The following is a 22,392-nucleotide window of genomic DNA, read 5'->3' on the forward strand; positions in this document are numbered from 1 at the left end:
CCGCTGATGAACGCCCTCGGGGTTGAGCTGTCCGAGGAAATGCTGTCCCTGGCGCTCACGCATCGCAGCTACGCCTACGAACACGGCGGCCTGCCGACCAACGAACGCCTGGAATTCCTGGGCGACGCCGTGCTGGGCCTGACCATCACCGACGAGCTGTACCACCGTCACCCCGACCGCAGCGAGGGTGATCTGGCCAAGCTGCGGGCCAGCGTGGTCAACACGCAGGCGCTGGCCGACGTCGCGCGCAAGCTGTGCGACGGGGGCCTGGGCGTGCACCTGATGTTGGGGCGCGGGGAGGCGAACACCGGCGGCGCCGACAAGTCGAGCATCCTGGCCGACGGCATGGAATCGCTGCTGGGCGCGATCTACCTCGATCACGGCATCGACGTTGCGCGCGAGGTGATTCTGCGGTTGTTCGGCCCGCTGCTGGACGCCGCGCCGACGCTGGGCGCCGGGCTGGACTGGAAGACGAGCCTGCAGGAACTGACCGCGGCCCGTGGCATGGGCGCGCCCTCCTACGTCGTCACCTCCACCGGGCCCGACCACGACAAGGAATTCACCGCGGTCGTCGTGGTCGCGGAGACCGAATACGGCACGGGCGTCGGCCGCTCCAAGAAGGAGGCCGAGCAGAAGGCCGCGGCGGCCACCTGGAAGACGCTCGACGTGCTGGACCCCGCGGGGACGACGTCCGGCTAGATGGTGTCCGTCTAGATGCCCGAACTGCCCGAGGTCGAGGTGGTGCGCCGCGGCCTGCACGCCCACGTCGTCGGCAAGACGATGACGGCGGTCCGGGTGCATCACCCGCGCGCGGTACGTCGTCACGAAGCCGGACCCGCGGATCTCACCGCCCGGCTGCTGAACGCGCGGATCACCGGCACCGATCGGCGCGGCAAGTACCTGTGGCTGTTGCTCGATGGCGACGCGGCGCTCGTCGTCCACCTCGGCATGAGCGGGCAGATGCTGCTGGGCGCGGTGCCGCGCGCGGACCACGTCCGGATCTCCGCGCTGCTCGACGACGGGACGGTGCTGAGCTTCGCCGATCAGCGCACCTTCGGCGGGTGGATGCTCGCCGATCTGGTCGAGGCGGACGGCAGCGTGGTGCCGGAGCCCGTCGCGCATCTGGCGCGTGACCCGCTGGACCCCCGGTTCGATGCGGATGCGGTGGTAAAGGTGCTGCGGCGCAAGCACTCCGAGATCAAGCGGCAACTTCTCGATCAGCAGGTGGTGTCCGGCATCGGCAACATCTACGCCGACGAGGCGCTGTGGCGCGCCAAGCTGAACGGCGCCAGGATCGCCGACACGCTGAGCCGCAAGCAGTTGACCGCCGTGCTGGACGCGGCCGCCGAGGTGATGCGCGATGCGCTGGCCCAGGGCGGGACCTCGTTCGATTCGCTGTACGTCAACGTCAACGGCGAATCCGGATACTTCGACCGATCGCTGGACGCCTACGGCCGCGAGGGCGAAGCCTGCCGTCGTTGCGGGGCGGTGATGCGCCGGGAGAAGTTCATGAACCGCTCCTCATTCTATTGCCCGAAATGCCAACCACGACCGCGTGTTTGACTGCTTTCGGGCGACTCAATCGAAGATGTCGCGGCGCAGCGTCCCGGTCGGCAACGCCGGGTCCACGAACCACTCGTGGCTGAACAGCGCACCGAACACCTGGGGCGGCAACCGGAGCAGCAGTCCGAACATCCGCGCGGCCAGGCCGGAAGCGCCGATCTGAGAGCGGTGCGCGGCGAATGCGTCCCGCTTCTGGCGCGCGAAGCGAAAGACGTTGACGCGGTGGGTGATTGTGGCGCGCGGTGCGTATGCGCCGTGCACGATGTCGCGTTCGTACGGTCCGGGCAGCCGCAACAGGTGCGCGACATCGGTGACGCGGAGCAGCATTTCGCGTGGCATCGTTACTTCGAGCACCCGCGGGGTGGCGGCGAGTTCGGCGGCCCGCTTGCCGACGTGGTGCACCTGGACGTGGTCGCGGTGGCCGTAGCCGCCGTTGGGCTGGTAGCTGAGCAGCAGGTCGGCGTGTTCGTCGCGCAGGATGCCGGCCAGCCGTCCGGCGGCCTCGTCGAGATTGGCCCGACCGAACCGGGTGCGCCCGGGTGGGTCCGGATAGAACAGTGGGCCGTAGCCGCTGTCGGCGTACCCGAGGCACTCCACCCGGTGCGCCCCGAGAATCCTTGCGCTTCGGCGCAATTCGTCGAGCCGGTCGTTGTCGTCCTCGTTGTGGATGCGCCCGTCGGTGGCCGTGACCACGACCACCCGGTGCCCGGCGTCGGCCGCCCGCGCCAGGGTGCCGCCGGTGAGCACGACCTCGTCGTCCGGGTGGGCGTGGAATGCGACCACGGTGGCCATGCCAAGAAGTATGCCCGCGCGTCCGCGTTCGCCTCGCCCGGTAGAAATAAGCCATGGCCGAACTATGGGTGGAACGCACCGGAACTCGCCGCTACACCGGGTACAGCTCGCGCGGGGCGCAGGTGCTGATCGGTTCCGAGGATGTCGACGGCGTGTTCACGCCCGGTGAGCTGCTCAAGATCGCGCTCGCGGCGTGCAGCGGGATGGCCAGCGACCTGCCGCTGGCCCGCCGGCTGGGCGACGACTACAAGGCGGTCATCAAGGTTTCCGGTGCCGCCGACCGCGAGCAGGAGCGCTATCCGCTGCTCGAGGAGACCCTGGAACTGGATTTGTCGAGCCTGGCCGACGACGAGAAGGAGCGCCTGCTGGTGGTGGTCAACCGGGCCATCGATCAGGTCTGCACCGTCGGGCGCACGCTCAAGTCCGGTACCACCGTCAATTTCGAGGTCAGCTCCGAGGCGAAGAATGTCGGAGCCTGACACCCGGCTCACCGCCTGGGTGCACGGCCAGGTCCAGGGGGTAGGTTTCCGCTGGTGGACGCGGTGCCGGGCGCTGGAACTGGGCCTCACCGGTTACGCGGCCAACCAGGCCGACGGCCGCGTCCTGGTGGTCGCCCAGGGTCCGCGGGCGGCCGGCGAGCAACTGCTGCACCTGCTGGAAGGCGGCATGGCCTGGCCGTCGCGGCCCGGCCACGTGGACAAGGTTGTCGTCGACTGGTCGCAGCCGCAGGAGCGGTTCGAGGGATTCGTCGAGCGCTGACCGGCAGGTCCGGGCGCTTGCGGCTTGGGCGCGTCACACCAGTCACACCGGCACCGGCTGGAAGGCCGCAATCCCCTCTTTCCGTGGCTGATGTGACCACTGTGACCAGTGCGCCGACCGCTCGGAGCGCGGCTATATTTCGGGCCGCCCGACACCCCTCGGTGAAGCCGTCCGTGGTGATTTGAGCGGTAGTCTGGCTCGCCGTGTACCTCAAGAGTCTGACGCTGAAGGGCTTCAAGTCCTTCGCCTCGCCGACGACTCTGCGCTTCGAGCCGGGCATCACCGCCGTCGTCGGGCCCAACGGCTCCGGCAAATCCAACGTCGTCGACGCGCTGGCCTGGGTGATGGGGGAGCAGGGGGCAAAGACGCTGCGCGGCGGCAAGATGGAAGACGTCATCTTCGCCGGGACCTCGTCGCGGGCCCCGCTGGGCCGCGCCGAGGTCACCGTCACCATCGACAACTCCGACAACGCGCTGCCCATCGAATACTCCGAGGTGTCCATCACGCGACGGATGTTCCGCGACGGCGCCAGCGAGTACGAAATCAACGGCAGCAGTTGCCGTTTGATGGATGTTCAGGAGCTGCTGAGCGACTCCGGGATCGGCCGCGAGATGCACGTCATCGTCGGGCAGGGCAAGCTCGACGAGATCCTGCAATCGCGGCCCGAGGACCGTCGCGCGTTCATCGAAGAAGCCGCCGGTGTGCTCAAGCACCGCAAGCGCAAGGAAAAGGCCCTCCGCAAACTCGACGCGATGTCGGCGAACCTGGCCCGCCTGTCCGACCTGACCACCGAACTGCGCCGCCAGCTCAAACCGCTGGGCCGCCAGGCCGAGGTGGCCCGTCGTGCCCAGACCATCCAGGCCGACCTGCGTGACGCCCGGCTGCGGCTGGCGGCCGACGACCTGGTCAACCGGCAGGGCGAGCGCGAGGCCATCTTCGAGGCTGAGGCCGCCATGCGCCGCGACCACGACGAGGCCTCGTCGCGGCTGGCCGTGGCGTCCGAGGAGCTGACCACCCATGAGACGGCGGTGGGCGAGCTGTCGAGCCGGACCGAGCAGGTTCAGCACACCTGGTTCGCGCTGTCCGCCCTGGCCGAACGGGTCGCCGCGACCGTGCGCATCGCCAGCGAGCGCGCGCAGCACCTCGATGTGGAGCCGCTCGCACCCAGGGACACCGATCCCGACGCGCTGGAAGCCGAGGCCGAGCAGGTCGCGGTCGCCGAGCGGCAGCTGCTCGCCGAACTGGCCGGGGCGCGCACCCGCCTGGACGGCGCCCGCGCCGAATTGGCCGAGCGTGAGCGCGAAGCCGCCGAGGCCGACCGGGCCCACATGGCGGCGGTGCGCGCGGAGGCGGATCGCCGAGAAGGATTGGCGCGCTTGGCCGGTCAGGTGGAGACAATGCGGGCGCGCGTCGAATCGATCGACGACAGCGTGGCGCGCCTGTCCGAACGCATCGAACAGGCCGCCGCCCGCGCGCAGCAGGCCAAGGTGGAATTCGAGACCGTGCAGGGCCGGGTCGGTGAACTCGATCAGGGCGAAGTCGGACTCGACGACCACCACGAGCGCACGGTCGCCGCGCTGCGGCTGGCCGACGAGCGGGTGGCCGAGCTGCAGTTCGCCGAGCGGGACGCCGAACGCCAGGTGGCGTCGTTGCGGGCCCGCATCGATGCGTTGGCGATCGGGCTGGAGCGCAAGGACGGCGCGGCGTGGCTCACTCAAAACCATGGTGGCACAGGGCTTTTGGGACCGATGGCCAAGCTGGTCAAGGTTCGCTCCGGCTACGAGGCGGCGCTTGCCGCGGTGCTGGGATCCGCGGCCGACGCGCTGGCCGCCGAAGACTTCGGCGCGGCCCGTTCGGCCGTCGCCGCGCTCAAGGAGGCGGACGGCGGCCGGGCCGCGCTGGTGCTGGGCGACTGGCCCGCCGATCAGCCCGCACCGCAGCCCGCCCCGGCGGGCGCGCGGTGGGCGCTCGACCTGATCGAGGCGCCGGCGCGGCTGCGCGGCGCGATCACGGCCATGCTCTCCGGCGTTGCGGTGGTCGACGACCTGGACCAGGCGCTGGCCCTGGTGGCGGCGCACTCGCAGCTGCGCGCGGTCACGCTCGACGGTGACCTGGTGGGCGCCGGCTGGGTGAGCGGCGGCTCGGACCGCAAGCTGTCCACGCTCGAAGTGACCTTGGAGATCGCCAAAGCCGGCGACGAGCTGACCGCCGCGGAGGCCCGGGTCGCCCAGCTGAGCGCGGCGCTGTCCGGCGCGCTGACCGAGCAGACCGCCCGTCAGGACTCGGCCGAGCAGGCGCTGGCCGCGCTCAACGAGTCCGACAGCGAGATCTCGGGAATGTACGAGCAGCTGGGCCGGCTCGGCCAGGAAGCCCGAACGTCCGAGGACGAGTGGAGCAGGTTGCTGCGGCAGCGCGAGGAACTCGAGGCGGGCCGGACCCAGACCGTCGCCGAGGTCACCGAACTGGAAACCCGGCTGCGCAACGCCCAGGAGACCCAGCAACCGCCGACGGAAGAACCCGTGAACCGTCAGCAGATCGCCGCCGCGACCGAGAACGCCCGCAGCGTCGAGGTGGAGGCCCGGCTGGCGGTGCGGACCGCCGAGGAGCGTGCGAATGCCGTTCGCGGGCGGGCGGATTCGTTGCGCCGCGCGGCCGCGGCCGAACGCGAAGCCCGGTTGCGGGCGCAGCAGGCGCGAGAGGCGCGGCTGCGCGCCGCCGCGGTGGCGGCGGCGGTGGCCGATTCCGGGCGGCTGCTGGCGCAGCGGCTGAACGGGGTGGTCGACGCCGCCTCCAAGATCCGCGACGCCCTGGCCGCCGAGCGCCAGCAGCGTGCGACCGCGATGGCCGCGGTGCGCGACGAGGTGAACGCGTTGAGCGCCCGGGTGGCCGCCCTGACCGACTCCCTGCATCGCGACGAGGTGGCCAACGCCCAGGCGGCCATGCGGATCGAGCAGCTCGAACAGACGGTGCTCGAGCAGTTCGGCATGGCGCCGGCCGACCTGATCGCCGAGTACGGACCGGAGAATCAGCTGCCGCCCTCCGACCTGGAGATCGCCGAATACGAGCAGGCCAAGGAGCGCGGCGAACAGGTCTTCGCGCCCGCGCCGATTCCCTACGACCGGCCCACCCAGGAGCGGCGGGCCAAGCGGGCCGAGCGTGAGCTGGCCGAACTGGGCAGGGTCAACCCGCTGGCGCTGGAGGAGTTCGCCGCGCTCGAGGAGCGCTACAACTTCCTGTCCACGCAGCTCGAGGACGTCAAGGCCGCCCGCAAGGACCTGCTCGGGGTGGTCGACGAGGTCGACGCCCGCATCCTGCAGGTGTTCAGCGAGGCCTACACCGACGTCGAACGCGAGTTCACCGACGTCTTCACGGTGCTCTTCCCGGGCGGCGAGGGCCGGCTGCGGCTGACCAATCCCGACGACATGCTCACCACCGGCATCGAGGTCGAGGCCCGCCCGCCGGGCAAGAAGGTCACCCGGCTGTCGCTGCTGTCCGGCGGCGAGAAGGCGCTGACCGCGGTCGCGATGCTGGTCGCGATCTTCCGCGCCCGCCCGTCGCCGTTCTACATCATGGACGAGGTGGAGGCCGCCCTCGACGACACCAACCTGCGGCGGCTGATCTCGCTGTTCGAGCTGTTGCGGGCGCGCTCGCAGCTCATCATCATCACGCACCAGAAGCCGACGATGGAGGTCGCGGACGCGCTCTACGGCGTGACAATGCAGGGCGACGGCATCACCGCCGTCATCTCCCAGCGGATGCGTGGCCAGCAGGTAGGTCAGCTCGTCACCACCTGATCAGCATCGAGCGAGGGCCGGTGACCACCCCGCACCGGACCGCTTGAAACAATGTCAGCGTGTCCCAAGGTCTTTGGATCGCCATCGCGGTCGTCGCTGCCCTGGTCGTCATCACCGCGCTGGTCCTGGGCCTGCTGCGGTATCGGCGGCGCCGCATCAGCTTCTCGGCCAGGACCGAGCCCGAGGCGATCGACCGGTCCGGCGGCTACACCGCCTCCTCGGGCATCACCTTCAGCCAGACCACGACGGCCGACCGGCTCGACACCACCGGCCTGCCCGCGGTGGGTGACGACGCGGCCATTCCGCGTGACGCGCCGCGGCGCACCATCTCCGAGGTCGAACTCCCCGAACCCACACCCCAGCCCGAGGCCGCGGCGCCTGAAGCCCCGGCGCCTGAAGCCCCGGCGCCCGAAGCCCCTGAAGCTCCTGCCGCCGTCCCCCAGATCGAGGAGATCGCGCCTACCGAGGGCAGGCTGGAGCGGCTGCGCGGCCGGCTGGCCAGGTCGCAGAACGCGCTCGGCCGCAGCATGCTGGGTCTGATCGGCGGCGGCGACCTCGACGAGGACGCCTGGCAGGACGTCGAGGACACGCTGCTGGTCGCCGACCTGGGCCCGGTGGTCGCCGAATCGGTGATCTCCCAGCTGCGCAGCCGATTGGCCAGCAGCGCCGTGCGCACCGAGGCCGACGCCAAGGCCGTGCTGCGCGACGTGCTGATCAACGAGTTGCAGCCCGGCATGGACCGGTCGATCCGGGCGTTGCCGCACGACGACCATCCCTCGGTGCTGCTGATGGTGGGCGTCAACGGCACCGGAAAGACCACCACCGTCGGCAAGCTGGCCCGGGTCCTGGTCGCCGACGGGCGGCGCGTCGTCCTGGGCGCCGCCGACACGTTCCGCGCCGCCGCCGCCGATCAGCTGCAGACCTGGGCGTCGCGGGTGGGAGCGGAGGTGGTGCGCGGGGCCGAGGGCGCCGACCCGGCCTCGGTGGCGTTCGACGCCGTCGACAAGGGCATCGTCGCGGGCGCCGACGTGGTGCTCATCGACACCGCGGGGCGGCTGCACACCAAGGTCGGGCTGATGGACGAGCTCGACAAAGTTAAGCGGGTTGTAACAAGGCGGGCCGCGGTCGACGAGGTGTTGCTGGTGCTCGACGCCACCATCGGGCAGAACGGGCTGGCCCAGGCACGGGTGTTCGCCGAGGTGGTCGAGATCACCGGCGCGGTGCTGACCAAGCTGGACGGAACGGCCAAGGGCGGCATCGTCTTTCGGGTTCAGCAGGAGCTCGGCGTGCCGGTCAAACTCGTCGGGCTCGGGGAAGGCCCAGACGATCTCGCGCCTTTCGAACCGGCCGCTTTCGTCGACGCGTTGCTGGGCTGAAACCCCTTACACGGCGAGCGGGACGTTAATCCCGCCGAAACACGGCTGCACTATCGCCGAAACAACAATCTCGCAATGTTCTGGACAGGTCATCAGACGCGTGTCTGGCGGCCAATTGTGGGCCGACCGGAGGAGATTGCGAGTGACATACCCGATACTGGGCCAGCCCAATACCGGCGATACCGCCTGGATGTTGGCCAGTTCCGCGCTGGTGCTGTTGATGACGCCGGGTCTGGCGTTTTTCTACGGCGGTATGGTGCGCGCCCGAAGCGTGCTGAACATGCTCATGATGAGCATCAGCGCCATGGGCGTGGTCACCGTTCTGTGGGTTCTCTACGGCTATTCGCTCGCCTTCGGCGACGACGCGGGCGGCGTGGTAGGAAAGCCGACCTCATTTTGGGGCCTCAAGGGCCTCATCGGGGTTAACGCGGTGGCCGCCGATCCGAGCAAAGGCGTTGCGGCAACGGATATCCCGCTGGCGGGCACCCTGCCCGCCACCGTGTTCGTGGCGTTCCAGCTGATGTTCGCGATCATCACCGTCGCCCTGATCTCGGGTGCGGTGTCCGACCGGCTGAAGTTCGGCGCCTGGCTGGTGTTCGCCGGCCTGTGGGCGACGTTCGTCTATTTCCCGGTCGCCCACTGGGTTTTCGCGTTCGACGGCTTCGCCTCCGAGAAGGGCGGCTGGATCGCCAACAAGCTGCACGCGATCGACTTCGCAGGCGGGACGGCGGTCCACATCAATTCGGGTGTGGCGGGCCTGATGCTGGCGATCGTGCTGGGCAAGCGGCGCGGTTGGCCCACCACGTTGTTCCGGCCGCACAACCTGCCGTTCGTGATGCTCGGTGCCGGCCTGCTGTGGTTCGGGTGGTACGGGTTCAACGCCGGATCGGCCACCAGCTCCAACGGTGTCGCCGGGTCGACCTTCATGACCACCACGGTCGCGACGGCCACCGCGATGCTGGGCTGGATGCTCACCGAGCGCATCCGGGACGGCAAGGCGACGACGCTGGGCGCGGCGTCCGGCATCGTCGCGGGCCTGGTCGCCATCACGCCGTCGTGTTCGTCGGTCAACGTGCTGGGCGCGCTGGTGGTGGGCCTGGTGGCCGGTGTGGTGTGCGCGCTGGCGGTCGGCCTGAAGTTCAAGCTGGGCTTCGACGACTCGCTCGACGTGGTCGGCGTGCACCTGGTCGGCGGTCTGGCCGGCACCCTGCTGGTGGGGCTCCTCGCCGCCCCGGAGAGCCCGGCCATCAACGGCGTCACCGGGGTGTCCAAGGGACTGTTCTACGGCGGCGGCTGGTCCCAGCTCGAGCGGCAGGCAGTCGGCGCGTTCAGTGTCCTCATCTACTCTGGGGTGGTTACGCTGATCCTGGCGTTGATCCTGAAGTACACCATGGGGCTTCGTCTCAACCCAGAGGCGGAAGCCGCGGGTATCGACGAGGCCGAACACGCCGAGAGTGGATACGATTTCGCCGTGGCTACCGGTTCGGTTCTCCCGCCCCGGGTCGCTGTGGCGGATACCCGCAACGGCCTGGAGGAGGAGCGAGTGGGCGACAAAGTGGAGGCAGAGCAGTCATGAAGCTGATCACCGCGATCGTAAAGCCGTTCACGCTCGATGACGTGAAGACCAGTCTTGAGGACGCGGGCGTCCTCGGGATGACGGTCAGCGAAATCCAGGGCTACGGACGGCAGAAGGGCCACACCGAGGTATACCGCGGCGCCGAATACTCGGTGGACTTCGTGCCCAAGGTGCGCATCGAGGTCGTCGTCGACGACTCCATCGTCGACAAGGTCGTGGACAGCATCGTCCGTGCCGCGCGCACCGGCAAGATCGGTGACGGCAAAGTGTGGGTGAGCCCCGTGGAGACCATTGTGCGGGTGCGCACCGGCGAGCGTGGAACCGATGCGCTATGACATCTACTGTCAATTGCTGATTCGACCCGGGCGGGCCGGGAGGGTATGACCCCGAACGACCCCGACTCGTCCGGGCACCTGGGCGGGACAGAAAGCGCCTGCGGGGCAGTCGATCTGGCTGCCTCGCGGCGCCAACTGCTGTCTGAGGGCAGCAAGCTGCACGCCGCCGAACTGCGACACGCCTGGCTGGATCTGCACGAATCATGGTTGATGGCCAAGGCCGCCGAGATCGGGATCACCGACGACGGCGGCTTCGCGGTCGTCGGGATCGGCGGCCTAGGTCGCCATGAGCTGTTGCCGTATTCCGACCTCGATTTAATGCTGTTGCACGACAACAAGTCCGACGACGTGCTGGGCAAGGTCGCCGACAAGCTGTGGTATCCGTTGTGGGACGCCAATGTTCGGCTGGACCACAGCGTGCGGACCGTTTCCGGCGCCCTCGGCGTCGCCAATGCCGACATGATCGCGGCGCTGGGCATGCTGGACGCCCGCCACATCGCCGGCGACGCGCGGCTGTCCGACGAATTGATCGCCGGCGCACGGCGCCAGTGGCGCAGCGCAATTCGCTCCCGGATGAACGAGCTCGTCGAAATGACGCAGGCCCGCTGGGACCGGTGTGGCCGCATCGCGCAGCGCGCCGAGCCCGACTTGAAGTCGGGGCGCGGCGGCCTTCGCGATGTCCAACTGCTCGACGCGCTGGGCGTGGCCCAACTGATCGACCGCCACGGCATGGCGCGTCCGGAATCACCCGGAGGCTCCCTCGACGATGCCCACCTGACGCTGCTCGACGTGCGCACCGAGCTGCACCGGGTATCGGGGCGCGGACGTGACGAGCTGCAGGCCCAATACGCCGACGAGATCAGCGCCGCCCTGCACATCGGGGACCGATTTGACTTGGCGCGCAAGCTGTCCGATGCCGGGCGTACCATCGCCTACCACACCGAGACCGGCATTCGGACCGCCGAGAACGCGCTGCCGCGCCGCGGGGTGACGGCCCTGGTGCGCCGGCCCAAGCGCCGTCCGCTGGACGAGGGTGTCGTCGAATATGCCGGAGAGATCGTGCTTGCCCGCGACGCGCGCCCCGATACCGACGTGGGTCTGGTGTTGCGGGTGGCCGCCGCGTCGGCCGACACCGGGTTGCCGATCGGCGCCGCCACGCTGAGCAGGCTGGCCGCCAACGCGCCGGAGATGCCGGTGCCGTGGCCGCGAGAGTCGTTGGACGACTTGCTGGTTGTGCTGTCCGCCGGCCCGACCACGGTCGCGACGATCGAAGCGCTCGACCGCACCGGGCTGTGGGGCCGGCTGCTGCCGGAATGGGACGCCATCCGCGACCTGCCGCCCCGAGACATCGCGCACAAATGGACGGTGGACCGTCACGTCATCGAGACGGCCGTCAACGCCGCACCGCTGTCCACCCGGGTGGCGCGACCCGACCTGCTCGCGCTCGGCGCGCTGCTGCACGACATCGGCAAGGGCCGCGGTGTCGACCACAGCGTGCTCGGCGCGGGGCTGGCGCTCGAGATCGGGCCCAGGCTGGGTATGCCGCCGGTCGAGGTCGAGCTGCTGGCACAACTGGTCCGCCACCACCTGCTGCTGCCGATGGTGGCCACCCGCAGCGACCTCAATGACCCCAAAACCATTGAGCGCGTGGTGAAAGCGCTGAGCGGGGACGCGTTGCTGCTCGAAGTTCTGCACGCGCTGACCGAGGCGGATTCGAAGGCCACCGGTCCCGGGGTGTGGAGCGACTGGAAGGCGTCGCTGATCGAGGACCTGGTACGGCGCTGCCGGCTGGTGATGGCAGGGGAGTCACTGCCCGAGGCGCAACCCGCTGCGCCACAATACCTTTCGATTTCCACCGATCGCGGCGTGCATGTGGACATCAAGCCCAGCGGCGGTGAGCGCCTGGACGTGGTGATGGCCGCACCTGATCAGCGGGGGCTGGTATCGAAGGCCGCCGCGGTGCTGGCGCTGAACTCGCTGCGCATCCATTCGGCCTCGGCCAGCACCCACGAGGGATTCGCGATCGTCGAATTCGTGGTGTCACCGCTGTTCGGTTCGCCGCCCGAAGCGGGCCTGCTGCGCCAGCAGTTCACCGGAGCGTTGGCCGGCGACGTCGACGTGCTGGGCACGCTGGAGAAGCGCGACAGCGACGCCGTCAGCGCGGCGACCAGCCGCGCCGGCGAGGTCCAGGTCGGGGTGCCCGTCACCCGGTCGAGCGCCCCGCCCCGCATCCTGTGGGTCGATTCGGCGTCACCCGAGGTGTTGATCGTCGAGGTCCGCGCCATGGACCGACTCGGGCTGCTCGCGCTGCTGACCCGCGCGCTGGAACGGGCGGGCACCGACATCGTCTGGGCGAAGGTCAACACCTTCGGGTCGACGGCGGCGGACGTGTTCTGCGTGACGGTGTCGGCCGAAGCGGCCGGCGACGCCGAGCACGGCGCGCGGGACGTGGTGGAGCAGAGCCTGTTGGCGGTGTTGGGCGGCCCCGCGGTCGAGGTGCTCGAGGAACCGGTCGGCGACTAGGCCCGATGGTGGCGACCCGCTTCGCCCGGCTCGCCGCGCTCGCGATCGCCACGAGCCAAGCCGCTCACGAATGCTCGGCGTTGAGCTGGCGCACCGCTTCGATGCGCGCCCGCAGCTGTTCGCGGCTCGCCGCGGCTATCGGGGGGCCACCGCAGCGGCGCCGCAGTTCGTTGTGAATCCAGCCGTGCGGCTTGCCCGTTCGGTGATGGGCGATCGACACCAGGGTGTTCAGCTCGCGCCGCAGCTCCCGAAGCTGGCCGTGCACCGTGGCCGAGGGGGCTTCCACGGCCGCCGGCGATCCGGTCTCCTTTTGCAGCCGGGCCCGCTTCTGCAGCTGCTCGTCCTGGCGCTGGTGCAGCAGCGCGCGCATCTGCTCCGCATCGAGCAGCCCCGGGATGCCGAGGTAGTCGGCCTCCTCGTCGCTGCCGGCCGCAGCCGCGGTGCCGAACGATGAGCCGTCGAAGATGAGCTGATCGAGTTCCGCGTCGGCGCCCAACGAGGTGAAGCCCTTGTCGAGGTCGGTCTTCTCGTCCTGCGTCTTGGTGGCGGGATCGTTCTCGAGCGGGTCGCCCTCGGAGACGCGATGCGGTTCGCCGAGCACGTGGTTGCGCTGCGCCTCCAGCTCGCTGGCCAGCTGCAGCAGGTTCGGCACCGACGGCACGAAGATGCTCGCGATCTCACCCGCGCGCCGCGACCGCACGAACCGGCCGATGGCCTGGGCGAAGAACAGCGGCGTCGAGGCGCTGGTGGCGTAGATCCCGACCGACAGCCGCGGCACGTCGACGCCCTCGGAGACCATGCGCACCGCCACCAGCCAGCGGCTGGTGCTCGCGGCGAAGTCGCTGATACGGGCGGACGATCCGGGGTCGTCGGAAAGCACCAGCGTCGGCGCCTCGCCGGTCAGCTTGGTCAGCAGGACGGCGTAGGCGCGGGCCGCGGTTTGATCCGAGGCGATGATCATGCCGCCGGCATCGGGTATGTGCGTGCGCAGCTGGCGCAGCCGCAGATCTGCGGCGGTGATCACCGCGGGCATCCATTCGCCGGCCGGGTCCAGCGCCGTGCGCCACGCGCGCGCGGTCTGCTCGGCGGACAGCGGCTCGCCGAGGCGCGCCGCGTGCTCCTCGCCGGCGCTGTCGCGCCACCGGGCCTCCCCGGAGTAGGCGAGGAAGACCACCGGCCGGACCACGCCGTCGGCGAGGGCGTCTGTGTAGCCGTAGGTGTGATCGGCCTGCGAACGCCGGATCCCGTCGGGACCGGCCTCGTACGTCACGAACGGGATGGGGCTGTCGTCGCTGCGAAAGGGCGTCCCCGTCAGGGCGAGCCGGCGGGTGGCGTCGCCGAACGCCTCGCGGATCGCGTCGCCCCACGTCTTGGCGTCGCCGCCGTGGTGGATCTCGTCGAAGATGACCAGGGTCTTGCGTTGCTCGGTGCGCACCCGGTGCAACGTCGGATGCGCGGCGACCTGGGCGTAGGTGACCATCACGCCGTGGAACTCCGGAGCGATTCGCGCATTGCTGTTGGAGAACTTCGGATCCAGCGCGAGGCCGTAGCGCTGCGCGGCCTGAGCCCACTGCACCTTCAGGTGCTCGGTGGGCACCACGACGGTGACGTGCTCGACGGCCCGCTGCCCGAGCAGTTCGGCCGCCACCCGCAGGGCGAAGGTCGTTTTCCCCGAGCCCGGGGTGGCCACCGCCAGGAAATCGCGCGGCTGGGCGGCGAGGTACTTGACCAGCGCCCTGCGCTGCCAGCCACGCAGCACGCCGGTGTCGCTGGTGTCGCTGGGAACGCTGTCGGCCTGCGCCTGGATGCTGCTGAGCGGCACCGACACAGGCCCCCCGTTCGTTACTCGTCGACGCGGCTGACTCGATTGAGTCGCGGCTGTGAAATCTAGCACGCCAACGCTTTTCGGCGCAGTAACGACTCGACTGGCTATCGCGTCGGGCTCACCGTTTCGCGGGTCTGCAGCCATTCATGGATGCGTCCGGCAACGTCGGCCCAGCCGGGTTCGAGCATCATGTTGTGGCCCATGGAAAAGAATTCCGGTTCGGTCCGGTAGGCGCGCGCCGTGTTGCGCACCTCGCGGACGCTGACGAAGCCGTCGTACTCGGCGCCCAGCACCAGCATCGGCGTGGTCACCCGCTTGGTCCGGACGCGGCGGACGATCGGGTCGGTCATGGCGGCGCGAACGCTCTCCGCCCCGGCGCGTTGCCGGCAGGATTCGACGACGGCCTCGGGCGTGTCGGCGCAGAACAGGTACTCGCGGGCCAGCGCCGGGGTGGCGAGGAATCTCAGCAGCGTGGGATCGCTCCACGATTCCATCGTCATCGACGGCCGGCGGCGCCACACCCGCAGCGCCAGGGTGAGCACGCCCTGCGGCGGCACCGAGCCCACCAGCACCGCGGCCGGGGCGCGGCGATCTTCGAGGTAACGCTGGACCACGAAGCCGCCCAGGGAATGGCCGACCAGGACCGGCGCGCCGCCCAGGTCGTCGGCCACCGAACGGACATCGTCGATGTAGTCGGCGATGGACACCTTCGGCAGCGGCTTGGCCGTGGGGCTGGCGCCGTGTCCGCGCAGGCTCATCGCGACCGCGCGGTAACCGGCGTCGGCGAAGAAGTCCAGAAAGTGTTCCCAACACCACGCGCCATGCCAGCCGCCGTGCACGAAGAGCAGCGGCACCGGATGTGCTTCGCTGCCGGACCCCTTGTCGATCACCTCGAGCATGAGCCTGACCCCTTCGCCGTCTTCGTGCCGAAACATAAGCCACGGCGACGGCCTTTCGGGGTGGATTCAGGCGGACGGAGGCGGCGAGTGTGCGGCTGGCCGCACACAGACAGCCGAACGGGCGGCGGGCCGCACACTCGGCGTCCAGGCTGCGCCCCGGCTTCGCCGCGCTGGCAGTACCACTAGGCTGGCGGGGTGTTTGAATCGCTGTCCGACCGTTTGACCGGTGCCCTTGCCGGGCTGCGCGGCAAGGGTCGATTGACCGACGCTGATATCGAGGCCACCACCCGCGAAATCCGGCTGGCGCTGCTGGAAGCCGACGTGTCGCTGCCCGTCGTGCGCGCCTTCGTCTCCCGGATCAAGGACCGCGCCAAGGGTGCCGAGGTCTCCGGTGCCCTCAACCCGGCGCAGCAGGTCGTCAAGATCGTCAACGAAGAACTCGTCGGCATCCTGGGCGGACAGACCCGTCAGCTGGCGTTCGCCAAGACGCCGCCGACCGTGGTGATGCTCGCCGGTCTGCAGGGTTCCGGTAAGACGTCGCTGGCCGGCAAGCTGGCGTCCTGGCTGCGCGGCCAGGGGCACACGCCGCTGCTGGTGGCGTGCGACCTGCAGCGCCCGGCCGCGGTGAACCAGCTGCAGGTCGTCGGTGAGCGCGCCGGCGTACCGGTGTTCGCGCCGCATCCCGGCGAGTCGCCCGGATCCGGGCCAGGCGACCCCGTCGCGGTCGCGGCCGCCGGACTCGCCGAGGCGCAGGCCAAGCACTTCGACGTCGTCATCGTTGACACCGCCGGCCGGCTGGGCATCGACGACGAGCTGATGTCGCAGGCCGCGGCGATCCGTGCGGCGATCAATCCCGACGAAGTCTTGTTCGTGCTGGACGCGATGATCGGTCAGGACGCCGTCACCACCGCGGAGGCGTTCCGCGAGGGCGTCGGCTTCACCGGCGTGGTGCTGACCAAGCTGGACGGCGACGCCCGCGGTGGCGCGGCGCTCTCGGTCCGCGAGGTGACCGGCGTCCCAATCCTTTTCGCCTCCACCGGCGAGAAGCTGGAGGACTTCGACGTCTTCCACCCCGACCGGATGTCCAGCCGCATCCTGGGCATGGGCGACGTGCTGAGCCTGATCGAGCAGGCCGAGCAGGTCTTCGACGCCGAACAGGCCGAGGCCGCGGCCGTCAAGATCGGCAGCGGCGAGCTCACGCTCGAGGACTTCCTGGAACAGATGCTGGCCATCCGCAAGATGGGCCCGATCGGCAACCTGCTGGGCATGCTGCCCGGCGCCGGGCAGATGAAGGACGCGCTGGCCCAGGTCGACGACAGCCAGCTCGACCGCCTGCAGGCCATCATCCGCGGCATGACGCCCGCCGAGCGCGCCGACCCGAAGATCATCAACGCGTCGCGGCGGCTGCGCATCGCCAACGGCTCCGGCGTGACGGTGTCCGAGGTGAACCAGCTGGTGGACCGTTTCTTCGAGGCCCGCAAGATGATGTCGTCGATGCTCGGCGGCATGGGCATCCCCGGCCTGGGCCGCAAGTCGGCGACGCGAAAGTCCAAGGGAGCGAAGGGCAAGGCGGGCAAGAAGGGCAAGAAGGGCGGACGCGGCCCGACGCCGCCGAAGGCGCGCAACCCGCTGATGCAGGGCATGCCGGCGGCATTCCCCGACCTGTCGCAGATGCCCGAGGGCCTCAACGAGCTGCCGCCCGGTCTGGCCGACTTCGATCTGTCCAAGCTGAAGTTCCCGGGCAAGTCGTGACGATCGCGAGCGCGGCGCAGCCGGGCGAAGCGGGTCGTCACCATTGGACCGGAAACCGGTAGCCGCCGGTGCGCATGCACGTGCGGGGCGTGGGGCTGCCCGACGAAACTGAGATCGAACTGTGGATCGTCGACGGCCGCATCAGCGCCGAACCGGTCGCCGGGGCCGACACCGTCTTCGACGGCGGCTGGATCGTGCCCGGGCTGGTCGACGCCCATTGCCACGTCGGCCTCGGTGATCACGGCGAGATCCCGCTGGACGAGGCGGTCGCCCAGGCCGAGATCGAACGCGATGTCGGGGCGCTGTTGTTGCGCGACTGCGGCTCGCCCACCGACACCCGCAGCCTCGACGACCGCGACGATCTGCCCCGCATCATCCGCGCCGGAAAACATCTGGCCAGGCCCAGGCGGTATGCGGCGGGCTTCTCGCGCGAGCTGGAAGACGAGTGGCAACTGCCTGACGCGGTGGCGCAGGAGGCCAAGCGCGGCGACGGCTGGATCAAGCTGGTCGGCGACTGGATCGACCGCGGCGTCGGCGACCTGGCCCCGCTGTGGTCCGACGACGTGCTCAAGGCCGCCATCGAGACCGCGCACGCCCACGGCGCCCGGGTCACCGCCCACGTCTTCAGTGAGGACGCGCTGCCCGGCCTGATCAACGCCGGCATCGATTGCATCGAACACGGCACCGGACTGACCGACGACACCATCGAGCTGATGGTCGAGCACGGGACCGTCCTGGTCCCGACGCTGGTCAACATCGTGGAGAACTTCCCCGGGATCGCCGAAGCCGCCGCGAAGTATCCGGCGTACGCGGCCCACATGCGTGACCTGCACACGCGCGGCCTGTCCCGGATCGCCGCGGCCCGCGAGGCCGGCGTGGCGATCTACGCCGGCAGCGACGCCGGCACCATGGTGGCGCCCGGGCGCATCGCCGACGAGGTCGAGGCGCTCAAGAGCATCGGGATGACTCCGACGGAGGCGCTGGGCGCGGCGTGCTGGGACGCGCGTCGTTGGCTCGGCCGGCCCGGGCTCGATCACGGCGCCTCGGCGGACTTAGTGTGCTACGCGCAAGACCCGCGCTCGGGAACCGCCGTGCTGAACAATCCCGATTTGATCATGCTGCGGGGCAAGATCTTTCGTTCGCCGGCCTAGCCACGCGCCGCGCGGCCATCGCGCGGCGGCCCCCCTCACTGCCCGCCGCGCCGAGCTCGCCGCGATTGCGGCCCCGGCGCCGTTGGGTGGCGCACACTGACCACCAGCGCCGAACGCTTCCTGCAGTTTCGCTGAGAAAAGATTGCGAGCGATCGCTATCTATGTTAGCGTTCCGGCATCACCGACATGGAGGAAACCATGGCCTACGACGTGATCATTCGCGACGGATTGTGGTTCGACGGCACCGGCAGCGCCCCGCTGACGCGCACGCTCGGCATCCGCGACGGCGTGGTGGCCACGGTCTGCACCGAGCCGCTGGACGAGACCGGGTGCCCCGAGGTGATCGACGCGGCCGGCAAGTGGGTCGTGCCCGGCTTCCTCGACGTGCACACCCATTACGACGCCGAGGTGCTGCTGGATCCCGGACTGCGCGAGTCGGTTCGCCACGGCGTCACCACGGTGCTGCTGGGCAACTGCTCGTTGTCGACGGTCTACGCCGATTCCCGGGACGCCGCCGACCTGTTCAGCCGGGTGGAGGCGGTGCCGCGCGAATACGTCTTCGGCGCGCTGGATTCCAACCGGACCTGGTCGACGGCCGCGGAATACGTCAAGGCGATCGATGCCCTGCCGCTGGGACCCAATGTCGGTTCGCTGCTTGGGCATTCAGACCTGCGGACCGCGGTGCTCGGGCTGGATCGGGCCACCGACGCCACGGTTCGGCCCACCGAGGCCGAGCTGCAGAAGATGGCCGACCTGCTGGGTGAGGCCCTCGACGCCGGGGTGCTCGGCATGTCCGGGATGGACGCGCCGATCGACAAACTCGACGGCGAACGGTTCCGATCGCGTGCTCTGCCGTCCACCTTCGCGACGTGGCGGGAACGGCGCAGACTGATCAAGGTGCTGCGCAAGCGCGGCCGGATTCTGCAGAGCGCCCCCAACGTGGCCAAGCCGTCGACCGGAATGCTCTTCTTTCTGGCCAGCAGCCGGATACTCAACTGGGGCAAGGGTGTTCGGATGAGCATGCTGGTATCCGCCGACGCCAAGTCGATGCCGCTCTCGGTCTACGTGTTCGGCCCGGGCACTCGCCTGCTCAACAAGCTGCTGGGGGCCAGCGTGAAATTCCAGCACCTGCCGGTGCCGTTCGAGTTGTACTCCGACGGCATCGACCTGCCGGTCTTCGAGGAGTTCGGCGCCGGAACGGCCGCGCTGCACCTGCGGGACCAGTTGGAGCGCAACGAGTTACTGGCGGACCAGGAATATCGCCGCAAGTTCCGGCGCGAGTTCGACCGCATCAAGCTGGGGCCGTCGCTGTGGCACCGTGACTTCCACGACGCGGTCATCGTCGAATGCCCGGATAAGACGTTGATCGGCAAGAGCTTTGGCGCGATCGCCGACGAGCGCGGGCTGCACCCGCTCGACGCGTTCCTGGACGTGCTCGTCGAGAACGGTGAACGCAACGTCCGGTGGACGACCGTCGTCGCCAACCATCGCCCCAAGCTGCTGGACGCGCTCGCCACCGAAGACAGCGTGCACATGGGCTTCTCGGACGCCGGTGCGCACCTGCGCAACATGGCGTTCTACAACTTCGGGCTCCGGATGCTCAAGCGCACCCGGGACGCCTACCGGGCCGGTGCACCCTTCATGTCGATCGAGCATGCCGTGCACCGGCTCACCGGTGAACTCGCCGAGTGGTTCGGCATCGACGCCGGCACGCTACGGCAGGGCGACCGTGCCGACTTCGTGGTGATCGACCCGGCCGGCCTCGACGCGTCCGTCGACGGCTACCACGAGGAAGCGGTGCCGTTCTACGGTGGCCTGCGCCGCATGGTCAACCGCAACGACGACGCCGTGGTCGCCACCGGGGTGGGCGGCGTGGTCGTCTTCGGCGGAAGTAACTCCACAGGCGAATTCCGGGACGGCTACGGGCAATCCGTGCGATCGGGCCGCTACCTGCGCGCGGGGGAGCGCACCCGTCGGCAACGCGGCGCACTGGGCGTCACCGCCTGACATGGCCAGAACCCAGCAGCAGCGCCGCGAGGAAACCGTCGGACGGCTCATCGACGCCTGCATCGCCACCATCATCGAGGTGGGCTACGCGCGGGCGTCCGCCGCGGTGATCACCAAGCGGGCCGGGGTGTCGGTGGGGGCGCTGTTCCGGCACTTCGACACCATGGGCGATTTCATGGCGGCCACGGCCTCCGAGGTGTTGCGTCGCCAGCTGGAGGCGTTCACCAAGGGAGTCGCCGAGATACCGGCCGACCGGCCGGCGCTGGAGGCGGCGCTGGGGATCCTGCGCGACATCACCAGCGGCCCGGCCAACGCCGTCATCTATGAACTGCTGGTGGCCGCCCGTACCGACGAAAAGCTCAGGGAGACTTTGCAACACGAGCTGGGCCAGTACGCCGCGAAGATCCGCGACGCGGCCCGCGCGCTACCCGGCGCCGACCGCTTCCCCGCGGACACCTTCCCGGTGTTCGTGGCGCTGATGACCAACGTGTTCGACGGGGCCGCCGTGGTGGAAGGCGTTCTGCCGCAACCGGACATCGCGGCCCAGCGGATCCCGGTGCTGATGGCGCTGCTGACCGCGGCGCTGCCGGACGCCTGACGAGGAGCTACAGCGAGCCGATGCTGGACTGCGGGCTCTGCGCGAATCCCCAGTCGAACAGCGTTGCCGCCTGATCCCAGTACGTCGGGCCGCCCTCTTTGATCAGGCCGTACATCATGGCGATCACCAGCCGTCGGCCCCCGCGCGCGGCGGCCCCGACGAAGGTCTTGCGGGCCGCGTTGGTGAAGCCCGTCTTGCCGCCGATCGCGCCCGGATAGCGCTGCAACAGTTCGTCCTGGTTTTCGATCGGGTGATCGCCGTTGTCGCCGGGGAACATCGCCGACGGCTCGGCGGTGATCTGCGCGAAGACCGGGTTGGCCATCGCCGCGCGGAAGATCACCGCCAGGTCGTGCGCCGTGGACGCGCCCGAACCCCCGGGGCCGTCCAGGCCCGACGGTGTCGCGGCGTGCGTGTTGGTGGCGCCCAGCGAGGCCGCCTTGGCGTTCATCTTGGCCACGGCGACGTCGGGGCCGCCCAGCATGTGCGCCAGCGTGTTGGCGGCGTCGTTACCCGAGACCAGCAGCAGGCCGTCCAGCAGTTGGCGCGCGGTGTAGGTGCGGCCCGGTTTGATCCCGACGCAGTTGCACTCCACCTGGGTGTCGGCGACGTCGGCGACCACGGTCGAGTCCAGGCTCACCGAGTCCAGCACCACCTGGGCCAACAGCGTCTTGATGGTGCTCGCCGGCGGGTGCGCGACATTCTGATCGCGGCCGGCCAGCACCTGACCGCTGTCGAGGTCGGCGACGATCCAGGTCTGCGCCGGGCCGTCGGGAATGGGGATCGAGCCGACCGGCTGCGTGTTGTCCGCCCAGGCGGTGGGCATGGTGGAGGTGGAGGTACCGAGCGCGAGCAGGGTAGCGGCCACCTTGAACCGCAGGACCGTGAGCTTCCGCATGGCCGCAAAGTCTAACTTCCGCCCCTGCTCCGGGCGGATTTTCAGTACTGTCCGATGCATGTTGAGCCTGGAAGAGATCTCGGATCGGCTCGAGATCCAGCAGCTTCTGGTGGATTACTCCACCGCCATCGACAACCGGCGATTCGATGATCTGGACCAGGTCTTCACGCCGGACGCCTACATCGACTACACGGCTTTGGGCGGCATCGAGGGTCAGTATCCGGAGGTGAAGAAATGGCTGGCCGAGGTGCTGCCCAACTTCCCGGTGTACGCACACATGCTGGGCAACTTCTCGGTCCGGATCGACGGGGACAAGGCCTCGTCCCGGGTGATCTGCTTCAACCCGATGGTGCTGGGCGGCGACAAGGACCAGGTGCTGTTCTGCGGACTCTGGTACGACGACGAGTTCGTGCGCACCCCCGACGGCTGGCGCATGACCCGGCGGGCGGAGGCCAAGGTCTTCCAGAAGCTGATGTGAGCGCCGCATGGCTGATGGCGGCGACCCGCCGCGCCCGGCTGCGCCGCGCTTGCGATCGCCGCATGGCTG

At 69.6% G+C, this 22,392-nt stretch carries 17 protein-coding genes and 1 pseudogene; 14 read left to right on the plus strand and 4 right to left on the minus strand.

The genetic code is table 11. The features are described 5' to 3' along the window. Positions 1–6: 6 nt before the first annotated feature. Both rnc and mutM read left to right on the plus strand, forming a co-directional pair. On the plus strand, positions 7–699 hold the full coding sequence (gene rnc, locus ACZYVJ_RS22115) for a ribonuclease III (protein ID WP_463833825.1): 693 nt from the start codon (positions 7–9) through the stop codon (positions 697–699). A 15-nt stretch (positions 700–714) separates the two neighbouring features. Beyond that, the gene (gene mutM, locus ACZYVJ_RS22120; protein ID WP_463833320.1) at positions 715–1,563 is read left to right on the plus strand and encodes a DNA-formamidopyrimidine glycosylase; all 849 of its coding nucleotides are present in this window, start codon (positions 715–717) and stop codon (positions 1,561–1,563) included. A gap of 15 nt (positions 1,564–1,578) precedes the next feature. Here mutM and ACZYVJ_RS22125 read toward each other — a convergent pair whose 3' ends face one another. After that, on the minus strand, positions 1,579–2,355 hold the full coding sequence (locus ACZYVJ_RS22125) for a PIG-L deacetylase family protein (RefSeq protein ID WP_463833321.1): 777 nt from the start codon (positions 2,353–2,355) through the stop codon (positions 1,579–1,581). 53 nt (positions 2,356–2,408) lie between these two features. Here ACZYVJ_RS22125 and ACZYVJ_RS22130 point away from each other — a divergent pair, with 53 nt between their 5' ends. The 7 genes from ACZYVJ_RS22130 (at position 2,409) to ACZYVJ_RS22160 (ending at position 12,718) form a co-directional block, all read left to right on the plus strand. Further along, complete coding sequence (locus ACZYVJ_RS22130) at positions 2,409–2,834, plus strand: OsmC family protein (RefSeq protein WP_463833322.1); 426 nt, start codon at positions 2,409–2,411, stop codon at positions 2,832–2,834. After that, a complete protein-coding gene (locus ACZYVJ_RS22135) occupies positions 2,821–3,114 on the plus strand; it encodes an acylphosphatase (RefSeq protein WP_463833323.1) in 294 nt (97 codons plus the stop codon). Before ACZYVJ_RS22130 ends, ACZYVJ_RS22135 begins: the two co-directional genes overlap by 14 nt. Positions 3,115–3,317: 203 nt before the next feature. Next, positions 3,318–6,908: a chromosome segregation protein SMC gene (gene smc / locus ACZYVJ_RS22140; RefSeq protein WP_463833324.1), complete on the plus strand. Its 3,591-nt coding sequence runs from the start codon at positions 3,318–3,320 to the stop codon at positions 6,906–6,908. A 59-nt stretch (positions 6,909–6,967) separates the two neighbouring features. Beyond that, the gene (gene ftsY / locus ACZYVJ_RS22145) at positions 6,968–8,284 is read left to right on the plus strand and encodes a signal recognition particle-docking protein FtsY (protein WP_463833325.1); all 1,317 of its coding nucleotides are present in this window, start codon (positions 6,968–6,970) and stop codon (positions 8,282–8,284) included. Between the two features lie 190 nt (positions 8,285–8,474). After that, positions 8,475–9,860 carry an ammonium transporter gene (locus ACZYVJ_RS22150; protein WP_463833826.1) on the plus strand — a complete coding sequence of 462 codons (1,386 nt, stop codon included), beginning with the start codon at positions 8,475–8,477 and terminating at the stop codon, positions 9,858–9,860. Beyond that, entirely contained in the window at positions 9,857–10,195 is a 339-nt protein-coding gene (glnB, locus tag ACZYVJ_RS22155) for a nitrogen regulatory protein P-II (protein ID WP_003878721.1), read from the plus strand. The genes ACZYVJ_RS22150 and glnB overlap by 4 nt, the downstream gene beginning before the upstream one ends. A gap of 45 nt (positions 10,196–10,240) precedes the next feature. Then, a complete protein-coding gene (locus ACZYVJ_RS22160) occupies positions 10,241–12,718 on the plus strand; it encodes a [protein-PII] uridylyltransferase (RefSeq protein ID WP_463833326.1) in 2,478 nt (825 codons plus the stop codon). 64 nt (positions 12,719–12,782) lie between these two features. On the opposite strand, the gene ACZYVJ_RS22165 is transcribed toward ACZYVJ_RS22160, so the two are convergent. Together ACZYVJ_RS22165 and ACZYVJ_RS22170 are read right to left on the minus strand one after the other, a co-directional pair. Further along, positions 12,783–14,546: a DEAD/DEAH box helicase gene (locus ACZYVJ_RS22165; RefSeq protein ID WP_463833327.1), complete on the minus strand. Its 1,764-nt coding sequence runs from the start codon at positions 14,544–14,546 to the stop codon at positions 12,783–12,785. 101 nt (positions 14,547–14,647) lie between these two features. Beyond that, positions 14,648–15,442 carry an alpha/beta hydrolase gene (locus tag ACZYVJ_RS22170; protein WP_463833328.1) on the minus strand — a complete coding sequence of 265 codons (795 nt, stop codon included), beginning with the start codon at positions 15,440–15,442 and terminating at the stop codon, positions 14,648–14,650. 195 nt (positions 15,443–15,637) lie between these two features. On the opposite strand from ACZYVJ_RS22170, the gene ffh reads away from it, so the two are divergent. The 4 genes and pseudogenes from ffh to ACZYVJ_RS22190 all read left to right on the plus strand — a co-directional run bounded on the left by ffh (position 15,638) and on the right by ACZYVJ_RS22190 (position 20,950). Then, complete coding sequence (gene ffh / locus ACZYVJ_RS22175; RefSeq protein ID WP_463833329.1) at positions 15,638–17,194, plus strand: signal recognition particle protein; 1,557 nt, start codon at positions 15,638–15,640, stop codon at positions 17,192–17,194. A gap of 42 nt (positions 17,195–17,236) precedes the next feature. Further along, positions 17,237–18,345, plus strand: a pseudogene (locus ACZYVJ_RS22180) (metal-dependent hydrolase family protein). Between the two features lie 186 nt (positions 18,346–18,531). Beyond that, positions 18,532–20,352 carry an N-acyl-D-amino-acid deacylase family protein gene (locus ACZYVJ_RS22185; protein WP_463833330.1) on the plus strand — a complete coding sequence of 607 codons (1,821 nt, stop codon included), beginning with the start codon at positions 18,532–18,534 and terminating at the stop codon, positions 20,350–20,352. A gap of 1 nt (position 20,353) precedes the next feature. Next, positions 20,354–20,950, plus strand: a complete 597-nt coding sequence (locus tag ACZYVJ_RS22190) for a TetR/AcrR family transcriptional regulator (protein WP_463833331.1) — start codon at positions 20,354–20,356, stop codon at positions 20,948–20,950. A 7-nt stretch (positions 20,951–20,957) separates the two neighbouring features. Here the strand turns inward: ACZYVJ_RS22190 and ACZYVJ_RS22195 are convergent, their stop codons facing one another. Beyond that, on the minus strand, positions 20,958–21,773 hold the full coding sequence (locus tag ACZYVJ_RS22195) for a D-alanyl-D-alanine carboxypeptidase family protein (protein WP_463833827.1): 816 nt from the start codon (positions 21,771–21,773) through the stop codon (positions 20,958–20,960). Positions 21,774–21,903: 130 nt separating this feature from the next. Between ACZYVJ_RS22195 and ACZYVJ_RS22200 the strand changes: the two genes are divergently transcribed. After that, positions 21,904–22,323, plus strand: coding sequence for a nuclear transport factor 2 family protein (locus ACZYVJ_RS22200; RefSeq protein WP_463833332.1), 420 nt, complete (start codon positions 21,904–21,906; stop codon positions 22,321–22,323). Positions 22,324–22,392: the final 69 nt, after the last annotated feature.

The sequence above is a fragment of the Mycobacterium sp. IDUB_3 genome, assembly GCF_055419585.1.